Below are 22,696 nucleotides of genomic sequence, written 5' to 3'. Positions count from 1 at the left end.
AAACGAGAGCCAATAAGGAAACGGAGGACCTTCGCGCTTTGCTGGCGATTTGAATGCCGGAAGCGGAGATGGTTTTAACGCAGCGCTCTCACCTTCCCTTGCTTCGCACCGGGGATCTTGAAGTCCTCAATCATGCCACCTGCCTTCAAAGCGGAAACTAGCCATCGCGGCTGTTTGCCTCGTCCAGACCAGGTTTCGGACGGCACTGCTGGATTCCGATATTTTGGGAAAACCCTGGGATAATGGCGACGAGGGCTTTTGCGATCGATCTTGGTTGATTTCACCTCGACCGCAACCGAAGCTTGCGCGATTTTTCCGCGGTTGAGCTGGACCAGCCTGCTTTCCAGCTGGCGCTTCTCCGCCATAATCCGCTTGGACAAGATGGCGGTGAGTTGCTCGTGAAGGGACCACAGACGATCAAGAGGCATCGCCTCAAGTTCTGACTTTTCCATGGGCGTTCAACAACGTTTCCGACTCGGTTAGGGATAACATATTACTCCGTATTACCCTGCGTTCAACCCACCTTCCTTCAACCACCTTCGCACCTTTCCTGCTGGCGGCAGTCTGCGCGTGGGACGACCACGCGGGCAAGCCGCAACGACCGTGCCCGGCAGCTGATCCTGGTTGCAGATCGGCGATTGCCGCGAGGAAATTTTGCGGTACTCAGAAAGAGCCCAGCTTCGTTCTGCACTGCCTTTGAGTATGCTCCCGAACGGTCAGGATCAACGACTTGCAAGTATCAGCAGTGTCGCTGCTCTGAAGCTTCGCAAGAAAACGCTGAGAGGTTTGCAAGGCTTCGCTGGCTATGGTCGGCGCGCGCCCGATCCCTTTCCGTTGCTGAGGGAGTATCGGTTCTTTCCCGGTGGGCCGGCGACCAGAACAGATTGAGCGATGCAGCAGAAGTTCATCCAGGCGCCGGAAGGTAAAACCGAAGCCGCCGCAGATTGTTCAGGAGCGGGGTTTCGGCTATCAGTTTGAGATTGAAGTCGGCCCCACCGCTCGGGACCATAGTACCGCAAATTAGCCGGGGAACGAGCAGCGAGACCTGGTTTTTTGCGGCGCGGTTGACATCCAATTTAACTCCCTTGCTGATTGTTTTATTCAGATCAGAGTTTCTTTCGCCAATGCAACTGTCGTCAATATCGACATGCACGCTCCCTTTGGCGGTGGGATATGAAAGACAGCGATCTTGAAAAGATGCCGCACGACGCGCTCTGGGAGCTGCACCAGAGGATCGTTGAGGTTCTATCTAGAAGGCTGAAGGACGAAACCCTCAAGCTACAAAAGCAACTCGATGAGCTTGGACGCAAGTCGGGTGGATCTCCCAACGACCTCGTGCAACGTCGTCCATACCCCAAGGTCCAACCAAAGTTTCGAAATCCAGACAATCCTTCAGAGACGTGGTCTGGAAGAGGCAAAATGCCACGCTGGCTGGTTATACTCATCGCGTCTGGAAGAGACCGCGATGAGTTCAGAGTTCGATAGTCGTTTCTCCGTCGCCTCCTCCGCCAGCAACACGGATCATGTGCGATTGCCGTCGATCTGCCCAGCTTATCACGGTTGCACGGCCGCGATCCGCGATCGTCGACCGGCCACGGATCAAGAGCCTCATCGCCAACGGCGCCGTGAAGGTGATCGATGACCGGCTTTCCATCAGCGACGGCGCGGAATTCCTGGTTCGGAGCATCGCGTCGGCGTTCGATGAAGCGACAGTCGCGTGGCATTGATGTTCCTACCGCACCTTGTCGGCGAAATACCGGCTGAAGACTTCCTGAATGGCGCCCAGACCGCCCAGCTGGCGCTCGAGCTCCTGGGTACGTTTTTCGCCGCTCGCCATTTGCTGCTCGTATTCCCTGATCCTGGCCGCGTCCTTGGCGTCGCGCGTCAGATATTCATCATAATCAGTGCCTGTGGCAAAGGCAGCCTGATCGCGCGCCGCGTCGACCCGCGCACGCAGGGCGTGCCTCTCCCTCGTGATCGACGCGACTGCGGCCTCAACGGCGGCAGAAATTGAGCCGAGCCGTTCGCTGTCGGTCTGAGCATCGCGCTCCGCGGAACGAACCTTGAAAGCTCGTGCCATATCGAGTCTCCTTGGGGGCACCGGTTTTCGCTGCACTGCTTCGCTGGACCGGCAGACCGCTAAACCACCGTTGGAAGGGAAGTTTTATACAGCCTATCGAACCGCTGCCCGATCAACAACGTTGCATTTTTTCGAAAAAGCGAAAGGCTGGATTCTTGGATGATTCGGAGTTTCTGGAATAGTAACGACCGTGCTCGCGTATAGGCTTGCCAAGTATTTGCCGAGGTGACGACCGGACAAAAGCAAGATGAGATTTCGAGACACCTTGAAATTTGCTCTTGAGCTGTTTGTGCCTGAAAGGCTCACGCACCCATGCGGGAGTTCTGCGCCCGATCGGAGGCCCGAACCTTCGCAGAATGTCGCGACAGGTCTCGAGGTCGAGGAAGCCGTACAGGTCGGAAAGGGCCGCCGGATTATCGAGGAGTTGGACTATGGCCAGTTTGGCGGTCCCTCGTTCGGTCCGCAAACGATCGAGTTGATGTCAAAGGCGCTGGAAGGTGCCGAGGCTTCCTTGCGCGGGCCGGCATCGGATCAGCAGCTTCGATTGATCGCAGCCAAGATCTTGAAGGTGGCCGGCGACGGCGAGCGCGATCCGATCCGCCTGAAGGCCGCGGCGGTGTCTGCCCTGGAGTCGGTTGCTGGCAATGCGGATGAAAAGCCGCCGGCGACCTGACAGCAAGCGCCGCCGAAAGAACGCGCCGCCGAAGCTACCGGCCCGGCATCCGCCTGATCGGACGGGGTGATTTGCCGCTGAAGCGGATGGCAAGCTTTAAGCTGATCGAGCGGTTGTCGGCTTCGCCACGCTGAACACGTTTGCCGGCACCAGCATCAAGCGGGGCTGGCGCCTTCGTCCGCGCATCGTAGCCTTGTCACTCGATGAGTATCGGCGCCGCGATGTCGACACGGTCGTCCTTCGCCAGGTCGATGCCGAGCGACAGCGACCACTTCCCGCTCGCCGCGGCCGTCAAGCGGACACGCCAGCTATCGGCCGCCACGCGCTCGGCCGTCGCGGTGACGGGAGCGATCCCCTTGTCGGGATTGGACAGGGTCACGGAAAGCCCATCGACCGCGAGAGGTTTTTCGTCGCTGTCTTCGATCTGCACCAGAACCTCGATCGGACCGCTGCGGCCCGGCGAGACGGTAATGTTGGCCATCACGCGCGTTCCGCAGATGTGGGTGAAGAAGGGTTCGTCAGCCGCAGCGGCTCGCGCCGGCGCTGCCGCCGCCACGGCAGGCTCCGTCGAGGCGACCTGCAATCTGGGCCCCTTGGCGCCGACGCTGCCGACCTCGAAGCTCACCTCGATCTTGCCGGCGCGCTCGAAATTCAGCGAGACCGGGACGCGTTGGCCCTCCTCGAACGGCGCCGTCAACCCAATGAACATGATGTGGTCGCCTCCCGACTCGAGCGTCACCGTGGCTTCCGGAGGGATCGCCAGACCGTCGTCGCGAGGCCGCATCGTCATGATGCCGTCCTGCATGCTCATTTGATGGATTTCGACCCTGGCGGCTGCGCCGCTCGACGCGGAAAGCAACCGGTCCGGCTGCACCCCCCGGTTCTCGATGGTGAGGTAACCGCCAGCTACTTTTGCCGCCTTTGGAGTAGCGCGACTCCAGGCCTGGCTCACGGAGACGTCATGCGCGACTGCCGGCGAGGAACCGAAGAACGCCGCCAGAGCGGCGGCGGCGAGCATGATTTTTCTGAACTGGTAGGGCATGACTGAACCTCCGACGAGATCGGGCTTGCTTCCGCAACGTCACATATCGCGGCGTTCCCGACTTTGATAAGGCGCAAACTGACGATGATCGAGGCAACTTTCCGTCTGCGGCTTTTGTAGATGGGCGGCGCTTCAGCGTTCGACGAACCGATCCTTTGCGGAAAGAATCGTAGGGCCGCTTTCGTCGCGCGCCGTGAACACCACATCGGCCTCCCCTGAAACACCGTGACGCAATGATTGCAGTCGACGCAGTCTCCCGCCGGCCTGAAGGCATCCCGCGAATACCTGAGTGTGTAATGCCAAGGTGGGCCAGCCTTTTCAACTGCACCGCAATTGACGAGCCGATCCGCGGCCGAATTGGCTCGCCGTGATTAAATCAGCAAAAGGCCCGGCACGAGGGCCGGGACTGATCGCCAATATATTTCAAGGGTCGAGAATGTCTTCAACTGACACCATCCTGAAACTAGTGTCTGCGCAAAAGGTCACTTAGGAACTTTGATCTTCTCTGGTCGAGTTGCGCCCCAGGTCCGCCTTGCAGCATCATTCCGCTACCTTTCGCTTCGTTCCGATTGCAGCATTGCGGAGCGGTCAGGCTGTGCCGCGGCAACGCATGGCCGCGCGGTCTGATCGAGATCACTTCGCAGCGAGGGATGGAGCCTGAACCGCCTCCAGATATCCGTTGCGGGTCTGCGGGATTTTGGTGTCGAGAATCCGGGACGCCACCAGCGTCCTCAGCACCTGCGCCGTGCCGCCGGCAATCGTGAACATGCGCGCATCCCGAACCATGCGTTCGAGTGGATAATCCCGCGAGTAGCCTCTGGCGCCGAACAGCTGGAGTGCCTGGTTGGTGACCGCATTGGCCGTCTCCGAAGCAATGATCTTCGCCTGCGCCGCGAGAAGTGGATCCGGAAAGGGATCGGCGCTAAGAGCAGCCTGATGAAGCGATAGCCTCGCTGCATTGAGCGCGACCGCCATGTCGGCCAGCATCCACTGCAGGCCCTGGAATTCGGCGATCGGCCGTCCGAACTGCTTGCGCTCCTTCACGAAGGTCAGGGCCTTCTCAAACGCACCCTGCGCGAGCCCGAGCGCGACCGTGCCGGCGCCGACCCGTTGGCTGTTATAGGCGTCGATGAGGTCGGCAAAGCCGCGCCGCAGCCCGCGCGGCGGCAGCACCAGCATATCCTCAGGGATTTCCAGATCTTCGAAGATGATCTCCGTTTCGGGAATGCCGCGAAGGCCCATGGCGGGTTCGCGTTTGCCGATGATCAGACCGGGCGTACCCGCAAGCGCGAGGAAGCCGCCGATCCCCTGCTGTTCGCCCCGCTCGTCGAAGACCCTCGCGAAGATCAGATGGAGTTTTGAAACCCCGCCTCCCGTGATCCAGTGCTTCTTGCCTCGGACAACGTAGGTATTGCCGTGCTTGTCGGCGCGCGTCGTCATCTCGGTCGCCGCCGATCCGGCTTCCGGCTCGGTGATGCAGATCGCGGGCTTGTCGCCCGAAAGAACGAGATCGGCTCCCAGCCGCCTCTGCTTTTCGGTGCCATACTGCATGACCGCGGAGATGGCGCCCATGTTGGCTTCGACCGTAATGCGTCCCGTCGCCCCGCACACCCGCGCCATTTCCTCGATGATCAGGGCGGCTTCGAAGTAACTTCCTCCCCGACCGCCATAGGATTTTGGAATCGTATAGCCCATGAAGCCTGCGGCCTTCAGGGCCGCCACGTTGTCGAACGGATAGGCTTCGGTCCGATCGATCTCCGCCGCTCTGGCTGCGAATTCGGTTTCGGCCAGTTCACGCGCGGCGCTGCGGAGCTTCAGTTGCTCGGGCGACAGTTTCATATCCATGGCAATCATCCTCCGGGAGCCGGCGCGGTCTTTTCGATCATTCGGCTCCGAAGCGCTGCAAAACGCAACCGATTAATTTATGCTCCCGACTTCAAATCATGAGCAGCGCCCCTGGAGATTTCTGAGATGTCCAATTCAAAAACCCCGCTCGTCGATCGCTTTGGTCCTGACGCTGCGGATGTGGAGCTCGGCAACGTCGCCCCTCCCCTCCTCGGTCAATTGGCAGCCCGCGGCTCGGTACGAAAATTCCGGCCCGATACCATTCCGTACCTGACGTTGCGGCGGCTCTGCGCAGTGGCGCTATGCGCTCCGACCAAAAGCGATCTCCAGCAGCGCGATATCATCATCATCGACGCGCCGTCGCTGAAATCCCAGATCGGCGCGCTGCTGGCTCACGGCCCGCTGGGCCAGAAATGGCTAGCAAACGTTCCGAACCTTCTCATCTTCTGCGGCAACAATCGAAGGCAGCGTCGAATCCACACATTGCGCGACCGGCATTTCGCCAACGATCATCTCGATGCCTTCTTCAACGCCGCGGTCGATGCGGCGATCGCCTTGTCCGCGTTCGTGATCGCGGCGGAGGCTGAAGGCCTGGGTGCCTGTCCGGTCAGCGCGGTCCGCAATCACTCGGATGCGCTGTCGCGTCTCCTGAACTTTCCCGATCACGTTTTCCCGGTAGCGGGACTCGCCGTGGGATATCCCGCCGAGGCGCCGCAGCTCAGCATGCGGCTTCCGCTGTCCGTGACCGTGCATCACAACACGTTTCTGGAAGACGGCCTCGATGAAGCCATCGAGGCATACGATCGGCGCCGCGAGGCAGCGCAACCTTACGCGGCTCAACGCTATGTCGGGGAGTTCGGATTGGCCGAACCCTATGGCTGGTCGGAGGACAAGGCGCGGCAATATGCGCAGCTCGAGCGCGCGGACTTCGGCGCCTATGTGAGGCGCATCGGCTTCAGGCTGGACTGATCGCTCGAACGATCCCGCGCGGGGCGTTAGTTGAACAGATGAATCAGGCCGATACTGATCGCGAGCAGCAGCATCAAGCACGATTGGCGGATCGTTGCTCGATCTGCTCGATGATCGGCGCGGTCCGCACAACACGCGCACCAATCGTTATGCATGAACCATCGGTTCACGGGATTTCCATTATTTGCACTCGAAGCTCGCGGCGTTTTCCGGATCGCCCTGCCCCTTGAATTGCGCATGTTGCGGATAGGGGCAAAGCGGCCGACTGCGGCCAGGAAAGGCCGGGCCGGTCGCGATCACCGAAAGGGGCGCCTTGCCGTCTTCGACCCAATCCACGACGGCGCTGAGAAGATCGAAACGTTCGAGCGTGGCACCGCTCGAGCAGTGACCCATGCCGGGCACCAGATAGGCCCGGCTCGATTGCTCCCGCACCAGCTCCATTCCACCGGAGTCCGCCGCCATCCGCTCGTAGTAGTTCACCGTATCGAGTGCCGAAAACCACGGATCGCTCGAACCGTGGTAAAAGAGAATCTTGCCGCCATGACCGAAGAAACTCGTCAGATTGGTCCAGTAGGCGGTATTGGTCAGGCGCTCCAGCCCGCTCGTTGCGACTCTGTCTTCGAGTTGATCGACATTGATGCTTTCCCAACTGGTCGGCCCGACCGGACTGCGTGCGCCGGTCGTCAAGATGCCGGGAATGGCAACGCCTTCGGCCGCCACACCGCTGTCCCACGGGAAAGCCGGATAGACCTGGGTGCCGCGTGAATTCTTCGGTCCCGCGAACGCTTTTTTCAAAGCATCGACCTGCTGCGGCGCCAGGCAGGAATCGGTCTTGGCGCCGTTGCAGGTGAGTGCCGCGGGATCGAATTGACACGCCTTGCTGTCGAAAATCATTCCATCCTTGACGCCGTCCTTGGCGTCACAGGCATCGAGGATTCCTTCCGTAATCAGCTTTCTTTCTGCGGCGGAGAAAGTATTGGCAGGCTCCGGCTTCCCCGAGGCGTCTTTCGGCGCGATCTGGCTGAAGGTAGCATTCGCCCAGGCGAGACCAATATTGGAATTGCCGGTACGCATCGCAGGAGCGCCGGCGACGATGCCGTCGAACTGTTCGGGATAGCGCGCCGAGGCCAACATGCCTTCGCGGCCCCCGGTCGAACACCCCGCGAAATAGGAACGCCTGGGAGGCTGGCCGTAATAATGAGCGACAATTGCCTTGGCGGCATTGGTCACCTTGCCGACCGACGCATTGGCGAAGTTAAGGGCCGCTTCCTGGTCCTTCAGAAAGGAGGCGTCGAATACCGCTCCCTGATGACCGCTATCGGTCGAGACCACGGCAAAGCCACGCGCGAGGGCGGGCACCTCGCCAGCCGCTTGCGAACCTAGCGGGGGCCGGATCGAGCCGTTCAAACCGCCGCCGCCCTGATACAGAAACCGTCCATTCCAGCGATCGGGCAACGCGACTGCAAAGCCGATCGCGTAGGATTTGCCTTCGACACCCACGCGCTGGTCAATCACGCCATCCGCACGGCAGTTTGGCGGCAGCGCGACCGATACCGTCGCCGGCGATGATGGCGACGGCTGCACGGTCCCCGGCGGCGCCTCGGGCACCTCCTGCGCCTTCGTGACGATCGTCGTCGAGCCGGGGACCTTCCACCCGGTCAGGTCAGCGCATTTGAGCGCTGGTGCCATGTTCGCCGAATTGGCACTGGAAGCCTCCGCGCTGGCCGGCGAGATCCCAGTAATCGAGACGGCCCCGAGGGCCAGGCAAACTACCGCGCAATCAAGCGCCACGTTTCTTTTTTGCTTCATCATTCCTCCCGCCGTTTTCTGCCTGCGTTGCACCTCTTTCCTGGCAGCAGAATAGCCGGAAAGGCGAGCCTGCGGGAAGGCGTACATCTGAGCTACGCCCTTCCCTCATCGTCACGGGTGCGAACGACAAGCCGACGCCGCGTCGGAAAAAGCGTCAGATCGTAGCGTTCGGAAACAAGGCCCCACAAGCCTTTTGGTGCAAACAGCATGACCAGAATTCCGAGTGCGCCGAGCAGAATGAGATACGAGGCGCCGAAGTCGGCGAGATAGCGCTGCATCAGATAGAAGACGATCGCGCCGATGACCGGACCTTCCATCGTGCCGATGCCGCCGATCACGACGATGAAGATGACGTAGGCGGTCCAATCGAGCACCGAGAAGGCCGCGTCGGGCGAGATGCGCGCCTTCTGAAGGTAGATGAGCGCACCGATCATGCCGGTCATGGCGGCGGTCGCGACATAAACGGCAAGCTTGATCCGATAGATATCGACACCGAGACCGGCGGCTGCGGCCTCGTGGTCGCGGATCGCACCTAGCGCAAGGCCGCGACGCGACCGGAGGATGAGATAGACAAGGGCGAGCGTGCCGGCCGCCAACGCCAGCGCCACCCAATAGGAGACGATGTCACGCGCCGCCGGCGTGCGCACGTCGAGCAGGGATTTGACCCATTCGATACCGGGAACGGACGATGTGACGGACGGCGTGAGCGACGTTCCGGTGCCGCCGCCGAGCGGCTTCACTTGCGCGAAGACGAGGCGATAGACCTCGGCCACCACCCAGGTGCCGATCGCGAAATAAGCGCCGTGCAACCGAAAGACGATGAGCGCAGTTGGCAGCGCGAACAGTGCGGACACGACGCCCGCGATGGGAATGGCGAGCAGCGGATTGATGCCGCCGAGCAGCGTGAGCGCGAAAAGGAGATAGCCGCCGAGCCCGACAAAGGCCTGCTGGCCGACCGAGATCAGGCCGGCATAGCCTGCGAGCAGGTTCCAGCATTGCGCGAGCGCCAGCATGTAGAACAGGAAGATCAGGTCCTGAATCAGGTTGCGGCCGGCGAAGACCGGAAGCAGCACCAGGATCAGCAGAACGACACCGGCGGCAAACGCGGCGGCGCGTGAGGCGCGGCCAGCGGCCTCGATGCGGAATGCCTGCGTCGGCTTGGCTGATGCCTCATCCATCAACGCATCCCTCAATCCTGCGCACGGGGAAACAGGCCGCGCGGCCTGAGCACCAGCACCACGAGGAAGGCAAGATGGCCCGCCAGGATCTGCCACTCGGGATCGATGCGGGCACCGATGGTCTGGGCTAACCCGAGCACGATGCCGCCGGCGAGCGTCCCCCAGAAGCTGCCGAGACCGCCGATGATCACGGCCTCGAAGGCATAGAGCAGCCGGGCGGGACCGATGGTCGGATCGAAATTCGCCCGCAGTCCGAGATAGAGCGCGGCGATCGTGATCACGACAAAGGCAAGCCCCATCGCCACCGCAAAGATACGTCTGATATCCACGCCCATGAGCTGCGCGACTTCGAGGTCGTCCGACGTCGCGCGAAACGCGCGGCCGATCGGCGTCCGGTAGAAGATCAGATTGAGGAGCACGATCACGGCAATCGCGGACAGGAGCGTCAACAAGGGCACGACGCCGACCGCGATGCCGCCGCCAAGCTGGATCGAGGCGGTTTCAATTGCGCCGGAGCGCAGGCGCTGGCTGTCGGCGGAAAAAACCTGCAACAGTCCGTTCTGGATGATGATGGAGAGACCAAAGGTGACGAGCAGCGGTGGCAGCAAATCGCGCCCAAGCGTCCGGTTCAACAGCACGTGCTGAAGCGCAAAGCCGATCACGAACAGGATCGGCATTGCCACCAGCACCGCGACAAAAGGATCGAGCCCAAGCTTGCTCGCGACAAAGAGGATCGCGAAGGCAGCGAGCACGATGAGATCGCCATGGGCGAGGTTGACCAGCCGCATCACGCCGAACATGAGCGAGAGCCCGGCCGCGAACAGGGCGTAGAGGCCGCCGAGCAATACCCCCTGGATCAATGCATCGAGCCAGCCGGTCATGTCATGAACCAAAATAGGCGCGGTGGATCTGGTCGCGGGTCAGGTCCCGCGGGCGGCCGGTGAGCGACAGACGGCCTTCCTGGAAGCAATAGACGCGATCGGAAACCTTCATCGCCTGGACGATATCCTGCTCGACCAGCACGACGCTGGTGCCCTCCGCCTTGATCTGCGGGAGGGCCGCGTAGATGTCGGCGATGATGATCGGCGCGAGGCCAAGGCTGATCTCGTCGCACAAGAGAATGCGCGGATTGGACATCAAGGCGCGGCCGATTGCAGCCATCTGCTGTTGACCGCCGGACAGGGTCGGCGTTGCCGAGACGCGCCGCTCCTTCAAAATCGGGAACAGCGCATAGACGCGATCGAGCGTCCATGGGCCCGCTATCTTTCGGCTGTAGCCGCCGATCAGGAGGTTCTCTTCCACGGTGAGCGAAGGAAACAACCGCCGCCCTTCCGGCACGAGCGCGATGCCGAGCTTGACGATGTCGGCCGCTGGCCGCGCGCCGATCGGCGAGCCGTCGAGCAGGACACTGTCGGCGGCGCCTTGAATGAGGCCCGCGATTGCCTTCAGGAAGGTCGACTTCCCTGCCCCATTGGCGCCGATGATGGCGATGGTCTCGCCCTTCTCCAGCATCGTGTCGATGCCGTACAGCGCCTGGAAGTCGCCATAGAACGCCGTGAGCCCGCGGGTCTGAAGCAGCGGCATGCGTCAGGCCTCGATGCCGATATAGATCTGGCGCACTTGGGGCAATTGGATCACCTCTTTCGGCACCCCCTCCGCAATCTTGCGCCCGAAGTTAAGCACAACCAGGCGATCGATAACGGCGAGCAGGGCGTGCACGACATGCTCGATCCACAGGATCGCGACGCCGGTCTGGCGTATCTCGCGGATAGTGGCGACGAGTTCGAGGCACTCGCCCTCCGTCAGGCCGCCGGCGATCTCGTCCAGCAGCAGAAGCCGCGGCGCGGTTGCGAGCGCGCGGGCCATTTCCAGCCGCTTGCGTTCCAGGAGCGTCAGCGAGCCCGCGAGCGTGTTGGCACGCTTGATGAGCCCGAGCCGTTCGAGGATCTCGCCGCAGGATTGCGTAACCTCCCGCTCTGACTTGTGGCGGCCATAGACCGCGCCGACGAGCAGGTTCTCGAACACGGTGAGATTCTCGAACGGTTGCGGAATCTGGTGGGTGCGGCCGATGCCGGCCCGGCATCGCCCTTGCGGCGGCTGCTTTGAGAGGTCTCGGCCGTCGAAACGAATGCTGCCGGCGGTCGGCGTCAGGCCGCCGGCGATCAAATTGAACAGCGTGGTCTTGCCTGCGCCATTCGGCCCGATGATGCCGACCGCCTCGCCCGGCGCGACCACAAGATCGAGATCGTCGGCGACGATGATCGAGCCGAAGCTTTTCTTCAGGCCTGCGACTTCCAGCATGAGATGTCAACGCGTCGCGCGATCAGGCGATGGCCTCCATTTGGCCACCGACGGGGATCGCCGGCGCCGTCTTGTTGTCGGTGATGACGATATCGTATTTGCCATCCTTGAACCGCCACTGACCGCCGACCAGCGGAGTTTTCGCGACGTTCTTGGCAGCGAAGGGCGGCAGGTTTGCACCGCCCCATTGCACCTTGCCGACGACCGTGTCGAGATTGGTCGCAGCGATGGTCGCAGCGATCGCCTTGGGATCACGGTCGGGCGCGCGCTTCAGCACGTCGACGGCGACTTCGAACAACGCATGGATGAAGCCGATCGGCTGCGTCCACTGCTTTTTGGTCGCGGTCTGATAGGCGCCGGCGAGGTCTTTAGCGCTCACTCCGGTGAGCGACGACTTGAAGGGATGACTGGGCGACCACCAGACCTCCGAGGACAAATTGTGACCGTCCTTGCCGAGTGCCTCGACCGCGACCGGAAAGAGGATCGCCTTGCCGATGGAAGCGACCTTCGGCTTGAAGCCTTGCTGGAGTGCCTGTTTCCAGAACGTCGTGAAATCCGGCGGCAGCACCACACCGGTGACGATCTCGCAACTGGCCGACTTGAACGCACCGATCTGGGCGGAGAAACTATCGGTGAGATTCTGATAGCGGCCGGGATCGGTGAGCTTGTAACCGCCCTTCTCCAGCACCGGCGGGAAGCCAACGACCTTGTCACCCCAGGCATTGCCGTCGCCATCGTTCGGAAACAGCCCGCCGACGGATTTGTTGGTCGCGACCTGGCTCCACATGTTGGTGAAGACGGCGATGACGTCCTCAAGCCCCCAGAAGAAATGATAGGTGTAATTGAAGCCCCTCCAGGCCGGCGGCCCGCCGCCGGGATTGGCCTGACGGCCGATGAACCAGGGTTGCCACGGCGCCATGGTGGAGATGCACGGCACCTCCTCGATCTCGCATTGGGTCGAGACCGGATTGGTGGTCTCGGGCGTCGATGCGACAAGCATGAGATCGATCTTGTCCTGGACGATCAGATCCTTTGCGACTTCGGCGGCGCGGTTCGGATTGGACTGGCTGTCCTTCACGATGACTTCGACCGGCACGGTGGCGTTACCAATCTTGATGCCGGCCTTTGCCGCTTCCTTGAAATTGGCGATGATGAAATTGTCGGCTTCCGCAAAGGCTGCGAGCGGTCCCGTGAGCGGAGAGACATAGCCGAGCTTGATCGCGCGCGTCTGCGCGATCGCCGGCGATTTCAATCCAACCGACAGCGCGGCGCCCGTTGCGGCCGAGTATTTCAGGAGCGTACGGCGGTCGATCTGATAGCGATGAGTCGAACTGATGTTGTGGCAGGTCATCTGCGCGTCCTCCCCTCTGGATGCCCCGGATTTCCATCGTGGTTCGATTGACACACGGGCCGGCGTTCGATATTCGAACATACGTTCGTATGTCGACCAGTCTCCGCCAGAGACCACATGGAGTCAACAGGCCGCGTCATGACGCAAACCCCGCCGCCACGTAAGGGCGACCCCGGGCATCGCAACGGCGAGCCAGGGCATCGCAAGGGCGAGCCTAGGCATCGCAAGGGCGAGCCCGACGACAAGGAGTTCATGACGACGCTCGCCAAGGGCCTCGCCGTGCTTGGCGCGTTCGGCCGGCAGCGTCCGACCATGACCTTGTCTGAGGCCGCAGGGGTGGCGGACCTGTCGCGAGCCACTGCGCGCCGCGTGCTGCGCACCCTCACCCAGCTCGGTTATGTCGAACAGGACGGCAGGACGTTTTCGCTGTCGCCGCAGATTCTCGACCTCGGCTTCGCTTATCTGTCGACGCAGAGCTGGATCGATCGCGCACTGCCCCTGATGCGCGAGCTCAGCGAGCGGCTCGGCGAATCCAGCTCGGCCGCGATCCTGCAAGGCAACGACATCGTCTATGTCGCGCGCGTCCCAGCCCGCCGGATCATGTCGGCGGCGCTGTCGGTCGGCAGCCGTCTGCCGGCGCTGCACACCGCGCTCGGCCGAATCATGTTCGGCTATCTTGACGACGCCGAGATCTGGCGGCGGCTCAAGTCGCAACGCATCGAGGCCTACACGCCGCAGACCATCACCGACCTCCAGGCGCTGTTCGATCGGATCCGCGCTGATCGTGCGCAGCGGTTTTCAATCGTCGACGAAGAGCTCGAGCGCGGCCTGCGCGCGTTGGCCGTGCCGGTGCTCGATCGCAGCGGACAGGCCGTCGGCGCCATCAACCTGTCGACACACTCGACGCGCACGACGCGCAACGAAATGCGGGAGCATTTTCTCCCCGAGCTCAACCGCATCTCCGAACAGATCTCATCGATGACCTTCTGAACAAGCGCTGCCCTTGCCAAGCGACCGGCGCGGCCGTATCGTCGCACTAAGTTCGGAATACGGACACTAGTTCGATAATCGAACAATGAGATCGAGGGAGATCGCGCGATGGCAGGCAAGGCGCAGGGCAACGCGGCATCGGCAATTCCGCCGGAGCACATCGGCAACGTCAAAGTCACCCGTCCGCAAACCGGCCAGGAATATCTGGACTCGCTGCGCGATGACCGCACCGTCTACATCTACGGTGAGCGGGTCAAAGACGTCACCACCCATCCGGCCTTCCGCAACACCGCGCGCATGGTCGCCCGCCTCTACGACGCGCTGCACGACGACAAGCGCAAGCACAAGCTTCTGGTGCCGACCGACACCGGCAATGGCGGCGTGACGCACGCCTTCTTCAAGGCGCCGAAGACCATGGACGATCTCATCGCCGGGCGTGATGCGATCGCCGAATGGGCCAGGATCACCTATGGATGGATGGGACGGGCGCCGGATTACAAGGCCGCGTTCCTGGCGACGCTCGGCGCGAATTCCGATTTCTACGAACCCTACCAGGACAATGCCAAGCGCTGGTACAAGTTCAGCCAGGAGCGCGTGCCGTTCATCAATCACGCGATCATCCATCCACCGGTTGATCGTGACCGTCCGCCGAACGAAGTCGCCGACGTCTGCTGCCATATCGAGAAGGAGACCGACGCCGGCATTATCGTGTCCGGCGCCAAGGTGGTCGCGACCGGCTCGGTGCTGACCAACTACACCTTCGTCGCGCATCACGGGCTCATTCCGCTCCAGGACAAGAAGTTCGCAACCGTGTTCATGGTGCCGACCAACGCGCCCGGCGTGAAATTCATCTGCCGCACCTCGTACGAGATGAGCGCGAGCGTGATGGGAAGTCCGTTCGACTATCCGATCTCGAGTCGTCTCGACGAAAACGATGCCGTGTTCATCATGGACAAGGTGTTGGTGCCCTGGGAGAACGTCTTCGTCTATGGCGACATCGAGAAGGCCAACAACTTCTTCCCGCGAACCGGTTTCCTGCCGCGTTTCGTCGTTCACGGTTGCACGCGGCTTGCCGTCAAGCTCGACTTCATCAGCGGGCTGTTGCTGAAAGCGACTGAGGCCGCCGGCACCAAGGACTATCGCGGCGTGCAGGCCAATGTCGGCGAAGTCATCGCCTGGCGCAATCTGTTCTGGAGCCTGTCGGATGCAATGGTCCGCGATCCCAAGCCGTGGATCGGCGACTACGTGCTGCCGAACATGGATCCCGGCAATGCCTACCAGATCATCGCCACCATGGCCTACACCAAGGTCAAGTACCTGATCGAGCAAACGGTCGCCTCCGGGCTGATCTATCTCAACAGCCATGCCAGCGACTTCAAGAACGACGAGATCCGTCCTTATCTGGATCGCTATTTGCGCGGCTCCAACGGCTACAAGGCCGAGGAGCGCGTGAAACTGCTCAAACTACTGTGGGATTGCATCGGCAGCGAATTCGGCGGCCGGCACGAACTCTACGAGATCAATTATGGCGGTTCGACCGAGGAGATCCGCCGCTACTGCCTGTTCGGCGCGCAAGCCTCCGGCAATGCCGACCGGTTCAAGGGATTCGCCGAGGACTGCATGGCCGAATACGACCTCGACGGCTGGAAGGTGCCGGACCTCACCGATCCCGGCGAACTCAGTTATCACATGCTGCGAAAGTGACGGACGATGTCGCAGCGGCGTCATGACTGCTCTGACATTGGGTCTTGGGAAACCCTGGCGACATGAACACACGCATCTCATCTCTGGGGCAAGGCAACCGAAGCGCGATCTTGCGCGGTGTCTCCATCGATCCCAAGCAATTCCGGTCTGTCATGGCAACCTTTGCAACCGGGGTCGCCGTCATCGCAACCGAATGGAGCGGCGAGCTTTTCGGCGTGACCATAAACTCGCTGACGTCGGTCTCACTGGAGCCCTGCATGCTTCTCGTTTGCACAAGCGAGGGCAGCGCGACTGGCACAGCTATCCGCAACCGGGGCTTCTTCTCGGTGAACATTCTTGGCCAACATCAATCGGAACTGTCGGCTCGCTTCACGGGGAATCAGCAGAACCGATTTAAGGATCTTGCCGTTGCGTTCAGCGCTGACGGGCTGCCCCTGTTGCAAGGTGCCGCGGCTCAACTCTGCTGCCGGGTCGCCGCGATCCACAAGGCAGGCGACCACGATATCATCCTGGGCGAGGTGTTCTCGGGCGAAGAGATTGCTTGTCGTCCGCTTGTTTTTCACAAAGGGGCGTATGGGAGTTTTCAGCGTGGAAATCTCGGCTCGCGGCAGAAGGAGAGCGACCCGAACCACAGTTACTAGAATGGCGGCCCGGGACCGAGACTCCCAGTTTGACCGAAGCGGACTGACAAGCGCCGGCATCAACGTACGGGATTTTATCGAACGCGTGTTTCGGTACGCGCGGGGCCGACACGCCAGCACTGAACGCCTTAAGGCGGCCCTTAACGCACTTCAGCTGTTGAAGATATATAACCCATGTGCAAGCAGGTCGGTCTTCTGTCTCCATCGAACAGCACGGTGATACCGGTGTTGTGACGGCTCAAGCCGACAACGATGCCCATTTTGTCAGCCAGCTTTGGACAACGAACGGCTCCAAGTTTGCTGATTTTAAAGCGAGTGCCAACTGCAATTCCATTTGTTTCCCAGTTCATGGTTTAGCTCCGCAAAGCCTTTATCGAAAACCAGGAATCGTTGACGGCCTGTGTTTCAGGATTATTTCGTGGCCTACAGAAATTGGTTTCGTGGCAGCTACCGGCAATATTCGTTCCGGTTTGTCATTCCGCCTGGGAACGCCGCATCTGCTACGGAAGCCAAACCGTTCGCATGAGAGTACTCGGGCGACCGGCAAATCATCTTGCATCGCGTGTCATCGCGTTTGCAGTTAGTTGAGGCTGTGGATCCGGTCAGCGAGGAAGCAGCCTTCGATAGCGGAGAACGTGTCGAACGGTTTGGCCGATGGCTCTTCTGTGAAGGGTGGGTGTCCGCTTACCGTCCAGCCCACCCGGTCAGCGCCGGAGCTGGAACATGTCCGGAAGGTGAATGGAACTTAAGAGGGATCCTCCTTTTTGGCAGCTATTGCATCAGGTTCCTGCGGATAGAGTGTCGCGGCCTGCCGGGCTTACGCCGCCCAGCCCCCTGCCCGGAGAGCAAGCGACCCTGCCAAGCGAGGCGGGGTCGCTTTGTGCGTGACTTTCTGGAGCCAAAGGTAATGCCTCGCTCCCCGTCCATCGTACCGCCAAGCGCCGACCATGACACCTATCTGGTGCTGAACGATTTTGGCAGGCTCGGGCGCGCCTGGTGCGAGGCCGACGAGGAAGGCACCGACCGCGAGACGCTGATCCGCCGTCTCCTGGAAGACCAGTATAGCCATCCGGTTCGTGTCGTCGCCTTCAACACCGCCGAGGGCTGGTCGCGAGATGTCACGGTCGATATTGCCGATGAGCTGCGTCGGCGCTTTGTCGAATACGACGAGGTACCGCGCTCGGTGCAAGAATTCCTGGAAACCGCTGTCCGGCGCTGAGCTGTTCGCCTAAGAGCCGCCAGGCTCAAGGAGGAGATCATCTCTTCGCGTGCCATTCCTATGCTGGATAAGGATTTTAAAGAGCAGCGCGCCAAGACGGTGCGCGATCTCGCCGCCAAAGCCATCGTCTCTTTCATTAAGACACGTCGCAGAACGGTACGCCGGCGAGCGCACGACCGTGCGCGCGGCAACGACGATCGACCTACAGCTTGCAAGCCCGGGGCAAGGAAGTCGATTTTCTGCCAGGCATCGGGTCAGGTTGTTAGACCGAAATTCGGATGCTGAACATGTGTCCCCCTTACCACATCGCGCTAGTTCCGCATTGATCTGCTCGCTTTGGTACAGACTCCTCTGCCGACATCGGCAACCTTTCCTATTGGGGAAGGTAGCGGCGGCGGCTGCGGACTCGTTGAGGAAACCTCCAAGCCTCGAACGAGTCCGCTCGCCCGGCATTCAACGCCAAGGGCGAGGCCCGCGGTTGTTCTTGGTTTTGAGGCCGAGTTTCCGTCGCTCGTTCTGTAGCTTTGGTCTGGCTGGCGCGGCATGGCTGGACGCTATCAATCTCAATCTTATCCAAAATGGATAGCACCGGCTGGCGCCTTGTCGTCGGCCGCATCGGCAATGCCCGGAAGCGCATTGGCGCTTTCCAGCCTGCGGGTAAAAATGCCGAAACCGCTCTTGAGGTAAATCGACGATCGCCGCTATTAATCTTACCCAAATGGTTATCGGACTTCGATTATCGTATCCAGGATATCCAATGAATACCGACGGCTTTGCGCGGGGGAATATCCGATGAACTCGAGCAGCGCAGATTCGACGATACTAGACCGCATTCTTGATACGGCGGCGGACAATCTCAGGATCGCAAAGATTCTGGTTCAGATGGGTCTCGATCCCAACAACATCACCTACGACGCACTATTCAACCGGCTACTGGAAATCGGGTTGGCCAACATCACGCTTGCCAACATGTTCGCCCTGATTGGCGCCATCTTCTTTGTCGCGACCTTGCTGATGCAGACAATGGTGCCGCTGCGCATTGCGAACATGGCCGGCTGTACATTCTTTGTTGCCTTTGGCGCGCTCTCCGGCAACGTCGCAACGTTTCTGCTTTATCTGCTTTTGCTACCGATCAATGCCGTTCGCCTCCGTCAAATGCGCAATCTGATCAAGAAGGCACGTGTCGCGACCGAGAGCGATACCTCGATGGAATGGCTCAGACCGTTCATGACCGAGCGCAGATATCGCCGGGGCGATACATTGTGCAAGAAGGACGATGCAGCCAACGAAATGTTCCTGACAATCACAGGAAGGTATCTAGTCACGGAAATCGGCGTCGAACTTCCGCCGGGACGCATCGTGGGCGAACTTGGCTTCCTGACGCCCAATAAGCAGCGAACCGCGACGGTCGAATGCATAGAGGACGGGCAGGTACTGACCATAACTTATGACAAGCTGCTCGAGATCTATTTTCAGAATCCGCAATTTGGCTATTACTTCCTCGTCCTGACCAGCCAGCGCCTGCTGGAGAACATCTCGCGACTGGAAGGAATTATCGCGCAAGAAAAACCCGCAAGGCAAACTCTGGCCGCGGATGACATAGCTTAACGCTTGGCTCTTGATGTCCCGCACTTTTGGTAACAGGACATCAGGCGCAGCGCGGGTGACTCGAAGCGCGCGCCCCCGATTCCCGGACCTTGCCGTGCGAATACCCAGCCTATCGAAGGTCGCGCTCTTGCAAGTGGAACCCGAATTGCTCTCGTTCTGTTAGGTATGGGCCGCGCGGCCTCCGACCAATGGAGCCAATCCGATGCCCAAGATCCGCGTTTCAATGCCGGAATTGCACCGTCGAGCGTTGCTGGAAGTTAGAAGGCAGCCCGGCTGCCATAACGTGCAGGACGTAGCGATCAATCGGGTGACAAAGCATGCTGAAAATAACTGGTCGCTGTGTGTGCTTGCAGCGGGCACTGCAGATGCCAACACCGCCGCGCGCGCGGCGGTTCACGTTCAAACTGTTTTGCGCCGGGACTATGATTTGCTGAAGGATTGATCTGCAGGTCCATAAAAGGGGGCGTAGATGGCGTGGTCGGTGCGTTCACAATTCAACCGGCATCCATACCCCTCCGGCTGCGCTCGAGCGCAGGACGGCGTCCACCATCGCAACACCGGCAAAGCCATCTTCAATCGTTGGAAAGGTCAGCCCCGGATCGGCAAGGGAAGCGGTACGACCCGCTACAATAGCTGTGGCCACTTCGGTATAGATCGTCGCGAACGCTTCCAGGTATCCCTCAGGATGGCCGGGTGGCGTACGATTGACGCGCTGACCGGCGGCGTTCATGGACGTTGTGCCGCGGCGGATCAACCGTGGTGCTTCACCGAGCGGAGACCACACGAGAAGGTTCGGGTCTTCCTGCCGCCAGTCCAGACTGCCCTTCTCACCGAAGATCCGTAACCGCAGCCCGTTATCGTTTCCGGGCGCGACCTGGCTCGCCCACAGTGCGCCCCGCGCCCCGTTCCCGTAACGCAGCAAGATCTGAACGTTGTCATCGACACGGCGGCCCGGCACGAAGATGGTCGTCTCGGCCAAGATCTGCTCAGGCGCCATCCCGGTGACAAAGTGCGCCAGCTGGTATGCATGGGTGCCGATGTCGCCGACGCAGCCGCCGGCACCCGAGCGCGCCGGATCGGTACGCCAGTCGGCCTGCTTCTGGCCGGTGGCCTCAAGCGGACCGGCCAACCAGTCCTGCGGGTATTCGACCTGCACGATCCGGATCGCGCCGAGTTCGCCACCCTGAAGCATAGAGCGTGCATGGCGGACAAGCGGATAACCGGAATAATTATAGGTGACGGCAAATATCAGTCCGCTCGTACGCGCCTTGTCGCGCAAGCGGCGTGCCTCCTCAAGGGTCGTCGTCAGCGGTTTGTCGCAGATGATGTGAACCCCCGCATCCAGGAAGGCGTCGGCGACAGGGGCATGCATATGGTTTGGCGTGACAATCGCAACCGCCTCGATACCGTCGGTTCGCGCGGCTTCGGCCTGAGCCATGGTCCGGAAGTCCGGATAGGACCGATCGGACCCAAGGCCGATCGCCGCCGCCGATCGGATCGCTTTATCGGGCGAGGCCGAAAGCGCGCCAGCGACGAGTTCATAGCGATCGTCCAGGCGCGCGGCGATGCGGTGGACGGCGCCGATGAAAGCGCCTTCCCCGCCGCCTACCATTCCAAGTCGAATACGTGGTTCAGCCATGCCGCGCGCTCCTGTCGCTTTATATCGGCGCTCAAACGAGACCCAATGTCCGTCGGATCTGTGCACCGTCGCTTGCGCCGCCGGCAAAGTCGTCGAAGGCTCGCTCGGTGACACGGATGATGTGGTCGCGGATAAATCCGGCGCCCTCGCGCGCGCCGTCCTCCGCGTTCTTCAGGCAACATTCCCACTCCAGCACTGCCCAGCGGTCGAATCCGATGGCTGCCAGCCGCGAGAAGATCGCCTTGAAGTCGACCTGTCCGTCGCCGAGCGAGCGAAAGCGGCCGGCGCGATTGAGCCAGGACTGAAAGCCCGAATAGACACCCTGCCGGCCGGTCGGATTGAACTCCGCGTCCTTGACATGGAAGGCGCGGATGCGATCGGCGTAAATGTCGATGAAGGCCAGATAATCCAATTGCTGCAGGACGAAATGGGACGGATCGTAGTTGATCGCGCAACGCGGGTGATTGCCGGTGCGGGCGTAGAACATCTCGAAGGTAATGCCGTCGCATACGTCCTCGCCTGGATGGACCTCGTAGCAGAGGTCGACGCCCGCTTCCTCATATGCATCGAGGATCGGACGCCAGCGACGCGCGAGTTCGTCGAACGCCGTCTCGATCAAGCCGGGCGGCCGCTGCGGCCAGGGATACAGGAACGGCCAGGCCAGCGCGCCGGTGAAGCTCACGCTGCCGGTGAGGCCGAGGCGGCGAGACGCCTGCGCGGCCTTCATCATCTGATCTACCGCCCAGATCTGACGTTCGTTCGGCCTGCCCCTGACTGCGGGCGGCGCAAAAGCGTCGAAGGCTTCGTTGTACGCTGGATGGACCGCGACGAGCTGTCCTTGCAGGTGGGTGGATAGTTCCGTGATCACCAGGCCATGGCTCGCAGCCACGCCGGCAATTTCATCGCAATAGGTCTGGGAGGCGGCTGCCTTGTCGAGATCGATCAGGCGCGGATCGGAGGTCGGGACCTGAACGCCCTTGTAACCGAGCCCTGCCGCCCAGCCGCAGATGGCATCGAAGCTGTTAAATGGGTGCGCATCGCCGATGAACTGCGCCAGAAAAATCGCGGGCCCCTTCATGGTCGCCGGTCGAATAATCGCTGACATTATATTTTCTCCGGTTCAGACCGCTGCGCTACGCCAGTAGGACGCCGCCTCATTGTCCGACAAGGATGCCGGCCGTTCAATACGCGAGACGATCTTGATCGTCCTCCCATCGGTGCCGGTCTGCCGGATCGCGCGCAGCATGGCCGGTGAAGCGTCGTTAAGTGTCATCTAACTGCGGCGGCGGTTCTCCAACTTGCCTCATACGGCGGCGCCCAATACTGCCGCAGCTGCCGTTATGGTCATTTAGGCGGATACCGACCAGTTCCGCCGGGCTGGATAGACAAGAACTGAGACGATGAGAGGTGCGACTTTTCCAATCGCGGTAACTAACCTCTCCTGAAAAGACGAGGTCAGATCATTATCCAGGGACCCGCGTATCCAGCGACCAGAAGAATGGAAAGCGCACAATGAGGCTCCCCTAGACGCTGCCGTCCGGATCTCAACGACGGACAATCCCGATCATTCAAATAGTTATGAATACCGCCAACCTGTTCGTGTCATCTCGCAAACGCGATGCAATTTGGGCTAAACTCTATGGTTGC

The 22,696-nt window shown here is 61.0% G+C and carries 24 protein-coding genes and 1 pseudogene; 10 read left to right on the top strand and 15 right to left on the bottom strand.

The window, feature by feature from the left end; translation table 11 throughout:
- Window positions 1–74 precede the first annotated feature (74 nt).
- On the bottom strand, window positions 75–452 hold the full coding sequence (locus ACVWVY_RS18700) for an H-NS histone family protein (protein ID WP_456627748.1): 378 nt from the start codon (window positions 450–452) through the stop codon (window positions 75–77).
- 721 nt (window positions 453–1,173) lie between these two features.
- On the opposite strand from ACVWVY_RS18700, the gene ACVWVY_RS18695 reads away from it, so the two are divergent.
- On the top strand, window positions 1,174–1,485 hold the full coding sequence (locus tag ACVWVY_RS18695) for an H-NS histone family protein (RefSeq protein WP_456627747.1): 312 nt from the start codon (window positions 1,174–1,176) through the stop codon (window positions 1,483–1,485).
- Window positions 1,486–1,523: 38 nt separating this feature from the next.
- Window positions 1,524–1,727, top strand: coding sequence for a hypothetical protein (locus ACVWVY_RS18690; RefSeq protein WP_456627746.1), 204 nt, complete (start codon window positions 1,524–1,526; stop codon window positions 1,725–1,727).
- A 5-nt stretch (window positions 1,728–1,732) separates the two neighbouring features.
- Here the strand turns inward: ACVWVY_RS18690 and ACVWVY_RS18685 are convergent, their stop codons facing one another.
- A complete protein-coding gene (locus ACVWVY_RS18685) occupies window positions 1,733–2,080 on the bottom strand; it encodes a hypothetical protein (protein ID WP_456627745.1) in 348 nt (115 codons plus the stop codon).
- A gap of 265 nt (window positions 2,081–2,345) precedes the next feature.
- Here ACVWVY_RS18685 and ACVWVY_RS18680 point away from each other — a divergent pair, with 265 nt between their 5' ends.
- Window positions 2,346–2,753, top strand: a complete 408-nt coding sequence (locus ACVWVY_RS18680) for a hypothetical protein (protein ID WP_456627744.1) — start codon at window positions 2,346–2,348, stop codon at window positions 2,751–2,753.
- Between the two features lie 196 nt (window positions 2,754–2,949).
- Here ACVWVY_RS18680 and ACVWVY_RS18675 read toward each other — a convergent pair whose 3' ends face one another.
- Both ACVWVY_RS18675 and acdA read right to left on the bottom strand, forming a co-directional pair.
- Window positions 2,950–3,795: a copper chaperone PCu(A)C gene (locus ACVWVY_RS18675; protein ID WP_456627743.1), complete on the bottom strand. Its 846-nt coding sequence runs from the start codon at window positions 3,793–3,795 to the stop codon at window positions 2,950–2,952.
- A 633-nt stretch (window positions 3,796–4,428) separates the two neighbouring features.
- Window positions 4,429–5,640, bottom strand: coding sequence for a 3-sulfinopropanoyl-CoA desulfinase (gene acdA, locus ACVWVY_RS18670; RefSeq protein WP_456627742.1), 1,212 nt, complete (start codon window positions 5,638–5,640; stop codon window positions 4,429–4,431).
- Window positions 5,641–5,766: 126 nt separating this feature from the next.
- Between acdA and ACVWVY_RS18665 the strand changes: the two genes are divergently transcribed.
- Window positions 5,767–6,609 (top strand): nitroreductase family protein, encoded by an 843-nt coding sequence (locus ACVWVY_RS18665; protein WP_456627741.1) that lies wholly within the window; start codon window positions 5,767–5,769, stop codon window positions 6,607–6,609.
- A 180-nt stretch (window positions 6,610–6,789) separates the two neighbouring features.
- On the opposite strand, the gene ACVWVY_RS18660 is transcribed toward ACVWVY_RS18665, so the two are convergent.
- The 7 genes and pseudogenes from ACVWVY_RS18660 to ACVWVY_RS18630 all read right to left on the bottom strand — a co-directional run bounded on the left by ACVWVY_RS18660 (window position 6,790) and on the right by ACVWVY_RS18630 (window position 13,248).
- On the bottom strand, window positions 6,790–7,329 hold the full coding sequence (locus ACVWVY_RS18660; protein WP_456632246.1) for a tannase/feruloyl esterase family alpha/beta hydrolase: 540 nt from the start codon (window positions 7,327–7,329) through the stop codon (window positions 6,790–6,792).
- Window positions 7,321–8,298, bottom strand: a pseudogene (locus ACVWVY_RS18655) (tannase/feruloyl esterase family alpha/beta hydrolase); the annotation flags it as partial. The pseudogene ACVWVY_RS18655 and the gene ACVWVY_RS18660, both read right to left, overlap by 9 nt.
- A 212-nt stretch (window positions 8,299–8,510) precedes the next feature.
- Window positions 8,511–9,596 (bottom strand): branched-chain amino acid ABC transporter permease, encoded by a 1,086-nt coding sequence (locus ACVWVY_RS18650; protein ID WP_456627740.1) that lies wholly within the window; start codon window positions 9,594–9,596, stop codon window positions 8,511–8,513.
- 11 nt (window positions 9,597–9,607) lie between these two features.
- A complete protein-coding gene (locus tag ACVWVY_RS18645; protein ID WP_456627739.1) occupies window positions 9,608–10,477 on the bottom strand; it encodes a branched-chain amino acid ABC transporter permease in 870 nt (289 codons plus the stop codon).
- A gap of 1 nt (window position 10,478) precedes the next feature.
- Window positions 10,479–11,180 carry an ABC transporter ATP-binding protein gene (locus tag ACVWVY_RS18640; RefSeq protein ID WP_456627738.1) on the bottom strand — a complete coding sequence of 234 codons (702 nt, stop codon included), beginning with the start codon at window positions 11,178–11,180 and terminating at the stop codon, window positions 10,479–10,481.
- Between the two features lie 3 nt (window positions 11,181–11,183).
- A complete protein-coding gene (locus ACVWVY_RS18635; protein ID WP_456627737.1) occupies window positions 11,184–11,897 on the bottom strand; it encodes an ABC transporter ATP-binding protein in 714 nt (237 codons plus the stop codon).
- A 22-nt stretch (window positions 11,898–11,919) separates the two neighbouring features.
- Window positions 11,920–13,248 carry an ABC transporter substrate-binding protein gene (locus tag ACVWVY_RS18630; protein ID WP_456627736.1) on the bottom strand — a complete coding sequence of 443 codons (1,329 nt, stop codon included), beginning with the start codon at window positions 13,246–13,248 and terminating at the stop codon, window positions 11,920–11,922.
- Between the two features lie 117 nt (window positions 13,249–13,365).
- Here ACVWVY_RS18630 and ACVWVY_RS18625 point away from each other — a divergent pair, with 117 nt between their 5' ends.
- The 3 genes from ACVWVY_RS18625 (at window position 13,366) to ACVWVY_RS18615 (ending at window position 16,583) form a co-directional block, all read left to right on the top strand.
- A complete protein-coding gene (locus ACVWVY_RS18625) occupies window positions 13,366–14,238 on the top strand; it encodes an IclR family transcriptional regulator domain-containing protein (RefSeq protein WP_456627735.1) in 873 nt (290 codons plus the stop codon).
- Between the two features lie 108 nt (window positions 14,239–14,346).
- Complete coding sequence (locus ACVWVY_RS18620) at window positions 14,347–15,942, top strand: 4-hydroxyphenylacetate 3-hydroxylase N-terminal domain-containing protein (protein ID WP_456627734.1); 1,596 nt, start codon at window positions 14,347–14,349, stop codon at window positions 15,940–15,942.
- 62 nt (window positions 15,943–16,004) lie between these two features.
- Entirely contained in the window at window positions 16,005–16,583 is a 579-nt protein-coding gene (locus ACVWVY_RS18615) for a flavin reductase family protein (RefSeq protein WP_456627733.1), read from the top strand.
- A 140-nt stretch (window positions 16,584–16,723) separates the two neighbouring features.
- On the opposite strand, the gene ACVWVY_RS18610 is transcribed toward ACVWVY_RS18615, so the two are convergent.
- Window positions 16,724–16,933, bottom strand: coding sequence for a hypothetical protein (locus tag ACVWVY_RS18610; RefSeq protein WP_456627732.1), 210 nt, complete (start codon window positions 16,931–16,933; stop codon window positions 16,724–16,726).
- Window positions 16,934–17,490: 557 nt separating this feature from the next.
- On the opposite strand from ACVWVY_RS18610, the gene ACVWVY_RS18605 reads away from it, so the two are divergent.
- From ACVWVY_RS18605 to ACVWVY_RS18595, 3 genes are all read left to right on the top strand, one after another.
- Window positions 17,491–17,802: a hypothetical protein gene (locus tag ACVWVY_RS18605; protein WP_456627731.1), complete on the top strand. Its 312-nt coding sequence runs from the start codon at window positions 17,491–17,493 to the stop codon at window positions 17,800–17,802.
- Window positions 17,803–18,594: 792 nt separating this feature from the next.
- Window positions 18,595–19,410, top strand: a complete 816-nt coding sequence (locus ACVWVY_RS18600; RefSeq protein ID WP_456627730.1) for a Crp/Fnr family transcriptional regulator — start codon at window positions 18,595–18,597, stop codon at window positions 19,408–19,410.
- A gap of 202 nt (window positions 19,411–19,612) precedes the next feature.
- On the top strand, window positions 19,613–19,852 hold the full coding sequence (locus ACVWVY_RS18595) for a hypothetical protein (protein WP_456627729.1): 240 nt from the start codon (window positions 19,613–19,615) through the stop codon (window positions 19,850–19,852).
- 45 nt (window positions 19,853–19,897) lie between these two features.
- Here the strand turns inward: ACVWVY_RS18595 and ACVWVY_RS18590 are convergent, their stop codons facing one another.
- From ACVWVY_RS18590 to ACVWVY_RS18580, 3 genes are read right to left on the bottom strand one after another with little or no spacing between them, the layout of a single operon-like run.
- On the bottom strand, window positions 19,898–21,049 hold the full coding sequence (locus ACVWVY_RS18590) for a Gfo/Idh/MocA family protein (RefSeq protein WP_456627728.1): 1,152 nt from the start codon (window positions 21,047–21,049) through the stop codon (window positions 19,898–19,900).
- A gap of 31 nt (window positions 21,050–21,080) precedes the next feature.
- Window positions 21,081–22,154 carry a sugar phosphate isomerase/epimerase family protein gene (locus tag ACVWVY_RS18585; RefSeq protein WP_456627727.1) on the bottom strand — a complete coding sequence of 358 codons (1,074 nt, stop codon included), beginning with the start codon at window positions 22,152–22,154 and terminating at the stop codon, window positions 21,081–21,083.
- Between the two features lie 15 nt (window positions 22,155–22,169).
- Window positions 22,170–22,322: a hypothetical protein gene (locus tag ACVWVY_RS18580; RefSeq protein ID WP_456627726.1), complete on the bottom strand. Its 153-nt coding sequence runs from the start codon at window positions 22,320–22,322 to the stop codon at window positions 22,170–22,172.
- Between the last annotated feature and the right edge of the window lie 374 nt (window positions 22,323–22,696).

This window comes from Bradyrhizobium sp. URHC0002 (genome assembly GCF_054059515.1).
This window is presented reverse-complemented; position numbering and strand designations above follow the sequence as displayed.

Excerpts from the sequence above, each read along its gene's own strand:
- ACVWVY_RS18700 (WP_456627748.1), bottom strand. The coding sequence starts at position 452 with ATGGAAAAGTCAGAACTTGAGGCGATGCCTCTTGATCGTCTGTGGTCC.
- ACVWVY_RS18695 (WP_456627747.1), top strand. The coding sequence starts at position 1,174 with ATGAAAGACAGCGATCTTGAAAAGATGCCGCACGACGCGCTCTGGGAG.
- ACVWVY_RS18690 (WP_456627746.1), top strand. The coding sequence starts at position 1,524 with ATGTGCGATTGCCGTCGATCTGCCCAGCTTATCACGGTTGCACGGCCG.
- ACVWVY_RS18685 (WP_456627745.1), bottom strand. The coding sequence starts at position 2,080 with ATGGCACGAGCTTTCAAGGTTCGTTCCGCGGAGCGCGATGCTCAGACC.
- ACVWVY_RS18675 (WP_456627743.1), bottom strand. The coding sequence starts at position 3,795 with ATGCCCTACCAGTTCAGAAAAATCATGCTCGCCGCCGCCGCTCTGGCG.
- acdA (WP_456627742.1), bottom strand. The coding sequence starts at position 5,640 with ATGGATATGAAACTGTCGCCCGAGCAACTGAAGCTCCGCAGCGCCGCG.
- ACVWVY_RS18665 (WP_456627741.1), top strand. The coding sequence starts at position 5,767 with ATGTCCAATTCAAAAACCCCGCTCGTCGATCGCTTTGGTCCTGACGCT.
- ACVWVY_RS18650 (WP_456627740.1), bottom strand. The coding sequence starts at position 9,596 with ATGGATGAGGCATCAGCCAAGCCGACGCAGGCATTCCGCATCGAGGCC.
- ACVWVY_RS18645 (WP_456627739.1), bottom strand. The coding sequence starts at position 10,477 with ATGACCGGCTGGCTCGATGCATTGATCCAGGGGGTATTGCTCGGCGGC.
- ACVWVY_RS18640 (WP_456627738.1), bottom strand. The coding sequence starts at position 11,180 with ATGCCGCTGCTTCAGACCCGCGGGCTCACGGCGTTCTATGGCGACTTC.
- ACVWVY_RS18635 (WP_456627737.1), bottom strand. The coding sequence starts at position 11,897 with ATGCTGGAAGTCGCAGGCCTGAAGAAAAGCTTCGGCTCGATCATCGTC.
- ACVWVY_RS18630 (WP_456627736.1), bottom strand. The coding sequence starts at position 13,248 with ATGACCTGCCACAACATCAGTTCGACTCATCGCTATCAGATCGACCGC.
- ACVWVY_RS18625 (WP_456627735.1), top strand. The coding sequence starts at position 13,366 with ATGGAGTCAACAGGCCGCGTCATGACGCAAACCCCGCCGCCACGTAAG.
- ACVWVY_RS18620 (WP_456627734.1), top strand. The coding sequence starts at position 14,347 with ATGGCAGGCAAGGCGCAGGGCAACGCGGCATCGGCAATTCCGCCGGAG.
- ACVWVY_RS18615 (WP_456627733.1), top strand. The coding sequence starts at position 16,005 with ATGAACACACGCATCTCATCTCTGGGGCAAGGCAACCGAAGCGCGATC.
- ACVWVY_RS18610 (WP_456627732.1), bottom strand. The coding sequence starts at position 16,933 with ATGAACTGGGAAACAAATGGAATTGCAGTTGGCACTCGCTTTAAAATC.
- ACVWVY_RS18605 (WP_456627731.1), top strand. The coding sequence starts at position 17,491 with ATGCCTCGCTCCCCGTCCATCGTACCGCCAAGCGCCGACCATGACACC.
- ACVWVY_RS18600 (WP_456627730.1), top strand. The coding sequence starts at position 18,595 with ATGAACTCGAGCAGCGCAGATTCGACGATACTAGACCGCATTCTTGAT.
- ACVWVY_RS18595 (WP_456627729.1), top strand. The coding sequence starts at position 19,613 with ATGCCCAAGATCCGCGTTTCAATGCCGGAATTGCACCGTCGAGCGTTG.
- ACVWVY_RS18590 (WP_456627728.1), bottom strand. The coding sequence starts at position 21,049 with ATGGCTGAACCACGTATTCGACTTGGAATGGTAGGCGGCGGGGAAGGC.
- ACVWVY_RS18585 (WP_456627727.1), bottom strand. The coding sequence starts at position 22,154 with ATGTCAGCGATTATTCGACCGGCGACCATGAAGGGGCCCGCGATTTTT.
- ACVWVY_RS18580 (WP_456627726.1), bottom strand. The coding sequence starts at position 22,322 with ATGACACTTAACGACGCTTCACCGGCCATGCTGCGCGCGATCCGGCAG.